Source organism: Nostoc sp. UCD121, from assembly GCF_014222285.1.
Taxonomy (GTDB): domain Bacteria; phylum Cyanobacteriota; class Cyanobacteriia; order Cyanobacteriales; family Nostocaceae; genus Nostoc.
The window spans coordinates 47,949-55,251 of the sequence record NZ_JACKZS010000028.1; the positions used below are offsets into that span (position 1 = coordinate 47,949).

The following is a 7,303-nucleotide window of genomic DNA, read 5'->3' on the forward strand; positions in this document are numbered from 1 at the left end:
AACTTCTAAATTCCTTTCTTAGCCTATTTTTAAAAAATATCATCACCCTTTTAGATGAATAAAGTAACTACTAATTCAAATTTTAAGTTTTGAAACAAACATTCTGAAAATAAGGTAGAAAATCTATTTCTCTAGCTTGAGTGAACTATTTTAGCTGGGGGCTTGACGGGAATTTCAATCCAGAACTCTGTACCAATGCCTGGTTCGGAAATACACTCCATTATTCCACCATGTTTTTCGCAAATAATCTGATAACTGATTGCCAATCCTAATCCTGTACCCCTACCCACAGGTTTGGTAGTATAAAATGGGTCAAAAATTCGCTTTTTTATCTCTGGAGTCATTCCCGGCCCATTGTCACTAATACGAATCAATAGACGAGAGTTATCTGCTGAGATTCTAGTGGAAATGTGGATAGTAGGCACTGAAGATGGCTTATCTTGTTTGTCCTCCTCCCCAGCCCCCATTTCCCAGTTCCCCATTCCCCATACTTCGGCTTCGCTCAGTACAAGTTCTCCATTCCCCATTTCTAAAGCATCTATGGCATTGCTGAAAATATTCATGAATACCTGATTCATTTGGCCGGCATAGCATTCTATCGTTGGGATGTTGCCATAATCTTTGATTACCTGAATGCCTGGGAATTCATCATTTCCTTTCAGCTGATGTTGTAAAATTAACAAGGTGCTGTCAATGCCTTCATGCAAGTCAACGCGCTTGTTTTCAGCCTCATCCAAGCGAGAAAAATTGCGTAACGACAGCACTATTGAACGGATGCGATCGCTTCCTACTTGCATTGAGGTAATGATTCTTGGCAAGTCCTCTACCAAAAATTCAAAATCTACTGCTTCGATCGCAGCGCTAATTTCAGTATCAGGATCGGGATAATGTAGCTGGTAGAGGCGTAAAATTTCTAGCAGTTGTTCGATGTAGTCACTGGCGTGGCACAGATTACCGTAGATAAAGTTAACGGGGTTGTTGATTTCGTGAGCGATACCCGCCACCAACTGTCCTAAGCCGGACATTTTTTCGGTTTGAATTAATCTTGTCTGTGTTTCTTGGAGTTTATGTAAAGTCTTTCCTAACTGTTCTGCTTTATTTCTGGCTTCAGTTTCAGCTTTACAAGTTTGTTCATAGAGTTGTGCTTGTTGAATGGCGATCGCAGCCTGATCTCCTAGCTGTTGCAATAAATCAATTTCTGTATCCTGCCAATTTCTGGGAGCGCTACATTCATGGGCAATTAGTAAACCCCATAATTCTATACCTATATTAATTGGAACTACCAAGTTTGCTTGAATTTGTAGACCTTGCAAAAACTCTCGATGACAATCACTTAAAGAATTAGTTGAAACGTCGTTAATTGCTCGTACCCTACCCTGAGCGTATAAATACGTATGCTCATCAGGAAAGCATTCTAGTGGTGCATTCACTCCCAAAACTGACTGCCAATTACCATTAATCTCTTCCACAATCACCGATTTACTGTTCAGTTGGAAAATTACTACCCGGTCTGAATTTAGTAGTGAGCGGACTTCGGAGACAATAGTTTGCAGGGTTGTCTGCAAATCCAATGTACTGCGGATCTGCTCTGTGATTTGCTTGATTACCTTGGTGAGAAGTAATGATTTTTCTAGTTCAGCAGTTTGTTCTTGCACCCGCAGTTCCAAGTTGGCATTCAGGGCTTGTACTTCTTTATATATCTTTTGCTGCTGAATTGCCATTGAAAACTGATCGTACAAGGCTTGTGCCAATGTCATGTCTTCCGGTTCCCACTCAGGCGATTGCCCCTTTTTTTGCTCTCGCCAAACCTCAAAGGAAAGCTGGGGTAGAAGTTGCCGCCGATTTTGTTCGCATCGTCCCGCCCACAAGATTTCCGTTTCAAATTCAGCGCGAAAAATGCTTAATACACCGATAAATTGTTCCCGGTAATGCAGGGGAATCACCATCAGTCCGCGAATTTGAGTAGAACGAAATGCTAAAGCTAAAACTCGCAAATGCGGTTCTTTATAGAGGTCAGAGGTTGCCCAAATATTACCTGGTTTAAACTCAGTCATCCAGTTTTGCCATGTAGGATGCTGTTCAATAATTCTGCTATCTAATTCGTAAGGTAGTGTGGGTTGATCGCCCCAGGTATATAGTTCCCGACTCTCTTCAATGTAAAGCCTGCCACCTACTGCACTGAATGCGGTAATAACTTCTTGAAGCGCCCCTTGCAATTGGATTGTTGGTAGTTTATGCAATAGTCTGGTGACTCGGTTAATAGTAGCTTCTTGCTTTTGCTGGGTAACGGCTGCGGTGAGTAGATTACTTTGAGCGATCGCGATCGCAACTTGATCGGCAACTTGCTGCAATACTTTGATTTCCCGCTTCAAAATCTTTCGCGGTTCACTCTGGTGAGATACCAACAATCCCCACAATTTAGGCTTTGCCGATTGTTGTTGTGGATCGCAATCTAAAATTGGCACTACTAAAGAAGATTGCACACCCATTGCCTTTAAGTATTGAATATGGCACGGGTCTACTTGTCGATAGTAGATATTAGTTTCTAGGCGTTTGCCAGTTTCTATTGATTGTAGAGGTGATAATCCGATTTTCTGGTTTGCTACATCAACAATCGAACGTTGCCCCGCCAACAAAAACATCTCTCTGGCCGCTTCGGGGATATCATGAACTGGGAAGCGCAACCCTAACAATGATGGCAGACGCTCGTTATAAATAGATTCAGCAATGACTTCACCACTACCACTAGTATCAAAACGATATATCTTAACTCGATCTGCACGTAAAAATAACCGTACTTCAGTAACGGTAGTTGTTAATATTTCTTGAAAATCGAGCGATCGCCTAATTTGTTTGATCATCCGGTGCAGTAAGCTTTCTTGCTCTAAGCTTTTCTGCAAGCCGTTTGGTTTATCGGTAGATGTCATTGTTTATGTACACCATAACTGAAGTATAGTTTTTCTTATAATTGTCCCTAATTATAAATTTCAATTTACAATGCCTTGATTTTTATTCCATTTCAATAAATTTCTGCGGCAAAGGCATTGCGAGGGCCGTACATCTGTTGCAATTTTTTTAGAAATGGATTAAAGGGTATTTGAAAAGTATTAGATATTTTGCTTAATTCCCGTAGTCCTAAGAAAGTTGATTTAGGGAGATATCAAACTATTTGGTGTATCATTTGTGACTTTCAAAATATCCTTTCAATTTTAAAGTAAATAAAAATTTAACCATTGACACCTATTGATTTTATATTCTTAATCATTAAAACATTTCAGTATTTTTACTTAAATAATATCTTCATCATTACCTTATTTTCTTTACCATTTTTGCCCCGAAAGCTCCCTAAAGACCACAGTGGTTCCTCTTGAAAAGCTATGTATTAGTCAGATATTTCTTAATATTTACAAGACCGATCGCTCCTACAAGTCCCAAAGCCTTAAACTACATTGTATATTCTCAATAGCAATAAGCTTTTTTCGCAACAATAATAACTATTTTGCCAATTTAGCAAGAAAATCACAGCATTGTAAGCTATGTGAAACAATGGTTTGAATATTACTAATATAAAATCTCAGTAATAAATCGAAGGTCTTAAAATTGCTCTTTATTAAGTAGCTTTAGGGAGATTTAAACTTTAACTGAACTTGATTTTATTATTGGCAATTTTTCAAATACTTTTGACTGGAGAATTCTCATATTCCCCGTCTAGTTACTGATTTTATATTAAATGTAACTATAGAACTCCTATTTGATTTTTGAACAAGACTCAGTACGGATCTATCCCTTCTTTCCTATTCCCTATTCCCCATTCCCTGCCCACACAAGTAAATATGGCTACGCCACGCTGCGCGAACAGGAATCAAACCGGATTCCTATATTTTGATGAAATTATTCGTAAATTCTTGTTAAAGATAGTAAGTTACGAATTTCTTCACGCACACTCATGAGAGTTTTACCGAGATGGTTAAGACCTGCTTTATTAGCACCACAGCCCCAAAAAGAATCGGTTGGGGAGTTTTCAACCAAAAGCTCATCGCCTGTCTTCAGCAGAACTTCTCTAATATCAACATGAGTGAGAAACTTTTTGAGTACAGCTTCTCGCATAATTTGCGTTTTGACTAAATCCCAGTCTCGACGGAGTTGGCGAGTGCTACATCTTCCTAAAGCGGCAGCTTCTTCTGGGGTGGCGGCGGCATGGATGAGCGGTATAATTGCCGCATCTTTGCTGCCAACAAACTTTTGTGCTTGATAATAATGCTCAACAGTTGCCCAGTAAGTGTCCTGGATGTGGATTCCGTGGGGAGAAAAGTTAGAAAAACAGCCATAAGGCTGCCAAACCTTATAAAAGTAAATGGTCATTTGAAAATTACTCTTTCATATATAGCAATCCTATTTGATTTGTGAGAATTGCAGCTCAAAACCGAACTTATCTAAATTTTGCCACTTCATCAGAGAAGGGAGTTGTTGCAGAGGTCAGTTTTTTTCCTACCTCCTACCTCCTTCCCCCTTCGGTAAAGTGAGGGTGAAAGCTGTTTGACCAAAAGCTGTTGACTCAAGGGTGAGGTCGCCATGATGTGCCCTGGCAATTTCACGGGCTAGGCTGAGTCCTAGTCCGATGCCTTCTATTTTGCGAGTTCGAGCCGGATCGCCGCGATAGAAGCGGTCAAAAATGCAACATCAGTTGTTCCAATGGGAATCCGTTGATCTAGTCCTTTAACAGTTACTTGTTGAATAACACCTGTTAATTGATGGATAGGACGTAAAGCACTACCAGAAACTAACCATGCACCGATGGCAACTAGCAATAGCGATCCGGGAATTGAAACCAGAAAAATATTCCGAATGGTAGCCATTTCTTGATCGACGGCTTGCAGATTCACAGCAATGCCAACCTGAGCATTGGGAAATTTAGTTGCTCCAATCCGCCAAGCTGCTTTTGCTGCCTGTTCAGTGATAAATTTAGGTGGACGCGGACGAAGAAAGGGTGGCGGCCCAACATTTCTATTTGAGGGTGGCGGTGGTTCTCTCTGCGGAGGTGATGGTAAAGGTATCAACTGAAGACGCTTCAGCAGTAGGCGATTCACCTCAACGTCGGCAGGTAGGGAGTTAGATTGATAAAGTATGTTGCCGTTTGCATCAAGCACCAGTAGGGCAATGGGGGTTTTTGTATTGGTTCCGAAGGCATCAGATAATGAGTCTTCGTAAAATTGCCATCGTGAGGGGCGGCTTTCTTTGCGCTGATTTTCAGGAGGTTCTCCCCGTGGTGGCAAATTCGGAGTTGCCCGCATCAAGTGATTTAACAGTTCTGCATCAAGACGGCTGATTTTAGCATTGTAAATCTGAAACCAGGAGACTGCACCGAAACCGACTAATGTAGTTCCAGCTAGAGCCGCAGACAATAGGGCAATTCGGAGGCGGAATGAACGGAGTTTCATGAGCTAGACTCTGGTTTGCGAAACCGATATCCAACCCCTCGAATGCTTTCAATCCAGACTGCTTCATCAATGGGGTCAATTTTTTTACGAATTCGCTGGATACAAACATCTACGACGTTGGTGTTGGGGTTAAAGTCGTAGCCCCAAACATGCTCCAAAATTTGGGTACGGGTGAAAACCCTTCCAGGAGAGCGCATCAGATACTCCAGAAGATTAAACTCGCGGCTGGTGAGTTCTATCGCTTGGCGATCGCAAGTAACTTCCCTGGTGATGCGATCGAGTTTGATAGGCCCAACACTAAGGATATTTTGGCGTAGGCGTAGCCCGTCGGAGACATCGCTCGCACTCCGGCGGACAACGGCATGAATTCGAGCCGCTAACTCTTCTACAAAAAACGGTTTAGCGATGTAATCATCTGCTCCTAAATTTAGCCCTGTCAAGCGATCGTCTAGTTCATTCCGAGCCGTCAACAAAATTACCGGCGCATTCCGACCTTGCCCCCGCAAGAGTTTTAAGATTGACAGTCCATCCTTTCCCGGTACCATAATGTCGAGGATAAGAACATCATATTCATTTTCTAATGCCCGCAGATATCCTTCATCACCGTTATCGCAGTAGTCTACAACAAATCCCTGCTCCTTCAGCCCAGCTCGGACGAAGTTAGCAATTTTCGCTTCATCTTCGACAAATAGAACGTTCACAAGTATTTATTAGTTTATATATTGTTCCATTCTAGATTCATTACCTTTCTACTTAAGTTACAAAACTGTAATTTAGAAAGTACTTGGACTGTAATTTTGAGGTGGCTTAATCAGAAATATGAACACCTTACCTTTTGCAGGTTGATTTATATGAATATTCGTCGAGTCTTAGCTGTAGCAGCGATTCCTTTTTTGATTGGTACATTCGGTTTTAGCCTACAAAATCAGGCTTATGCCGCTAATCAATCCAATCGAAATGCCCAGATTTCTCAACAGCCTCAAACACCACAAATATCTGATAAAAAACCACAGATTAGAGATTCTAAACCCCTTGTAAATCAGAAAACGCGTCCTCCCCAACATCCTCAAAATGCGGTTCAAAATCGTGTAGAACACAATAACCGTTAATTGCAGCACCCTTTATTCCTGAAAATTACAAAATTGTAATTTACAAGCAGGGCAAACTGTAATTTTGGTTCAGTTAAATCAGAAATGTAAACAATCTATCTTTTGGAAAACGATCGTGAATATTCGTAGAATACTAGTTGCAACAGCGATTCCCGTTTTGGTTGGCACATTTGGTTTTATTTCACTCAATCAGGCTTATGCCGCTAATCAATTCCCTCAAATTGCACAGGCGCAACAACCACCCAACCAACCACCAGACGGAGAACGGCGACATCCTCGACCTGATTTTAAGGCTGCTGCTACCAAGTTAGGAGTTAGCGAGCAGCAGTTAAAGGATGCGTTGGGTGTCCCTGCAAATCCTCCAAGTGGCGATGTCTACGACGGGCTACGCCTACGCAATCCGCGCCCACCCCGCCCTGATTTTAAGGCTGCTGCCACCAAGTTAGGAGTTAGTGAACAACAGTTAAAAGATGCGTTGGGTGTTCCTGCCAATCCTCCAAGTGGCGATGTCTACGACGGGCTACGCCTACGCAAGCAGCGTCCACCCCGCCCTGATTTTAAGGCTGCTGCTACCAAGTTAGGAGTTAGCGAACAGCAGTTAAAAGATGCGTTGGGTGTCCCTGCAAATCCTCCAAGTGGCGATGTCTACGACGGGCTACGCCTACGCAATCCGCGCCCGCCCCGCCCTGATTTTAAGGCTGCTGCCACCAAGTTAGGAGTTAGTGAACAACAGTTAAAAGATGCGTTGGGTGTTCC

Annotated in this window: 7 protein-coding genes; 2 read left to right on the forward strand and 5 right to left on the reverse strand. The window is 42.1% G+C overall.

Annotated features, from left to right (window positions below; translation table 11 throughout):
* Positions 1-131: 131 nt before the first annotated feature.
* The 5 genes from GNF10_RS08935 to GNF10_RS08950 form a co-directional block, all read right to left on the reverse strand.
* Positions 132-2,927: a GAF domain-containing protein gene (locus tag GNF10_RS08935; RefSeq protein WP_185586137.1), complete on the reverse strand. Its 2,796-nt coding sequence runs from the start codon at positions 2,925-2,927 to the stop codon at positions 132-134.
* A gap of 964 nt (positions 2,928-3,891) precedes the next feature.
* Complete coding sequence (locus tag GNF10_RS08940) at positions 3,892-4,362, reverse strand: N-glycosidase (RefSeq protein ID WP_185581414.1); 471 nt, start codon at positions 4,360-4,362, stop codon at positions 3,892-3,894.
* A gap of 126 nt (positions 4,363-4,488) precedes the next feature.
* A complete protein-coding gene (locus GNF10_RS39265; protein ID WP_311774142.1) occupies positions 4,489-4,674 on the reverse strand; it encodes an ATP-binding protein in 186 nt (61 codons plus the stop codon).
* On the reverse strand, positions 4,626-5,438 hold the full coding sequence (locus GNF10_RS08945; protein WP_311774141.1) for a hypothetical protein: 813 nt from the start codon (positions 5,436-5,438) through the stop codon (positions 4,626-4,628). The genes GNF10_RS39265 and GNF10_RS08945 overlap by 49 nt, the downstream gene beginning before the upstream one ends.
* Positions 5,435-6,139, reverse strand: a complete 705-nt coding sequence (locus GNF10_RS08950) for a response regulator transcription factor (protein WP_185581413.1) — start codon at positions 6,137-6,139, stop codon at positions 5,435-5,437. Before GNF10_RS08950 ends, GNF10_RS08945 begins: the two co-directional genes overlap by 4 nt.
* 150 nt (positions 6,140-6,289) lie before the next feature.
* Between GNF10_RS08950 and GNF10_RS08955 the strand changes: the two genes are divergently transcribed.
* Both GNF10_RS08955 and GNF10_RS08960 read left to right on the forward strand, forming a co-directional pair.
* Positions 6,290-6,547 carry a hypothetical protein gene (locus GNF10_RS08955; RefSeq protein ID WP_185581412.1) on the forward strand — a complete coding sequence of 86 codons (258 nt, stop codon included), beginning with the start codon at positions 6,290-6,292 and terminating at the stop codon, positions 6,545-6,547.
* A gap of 115 nt (positions 6,548-6,662) precedes the next feature.
* Positions 6,663-7,303, forward strand: a 641-nt coding sequence (locus tag GNF10_RS08960; protein ID WP_185607141.1) for a hypothetical protein, incomplete at its 3' end; no start/stop codon positions are given.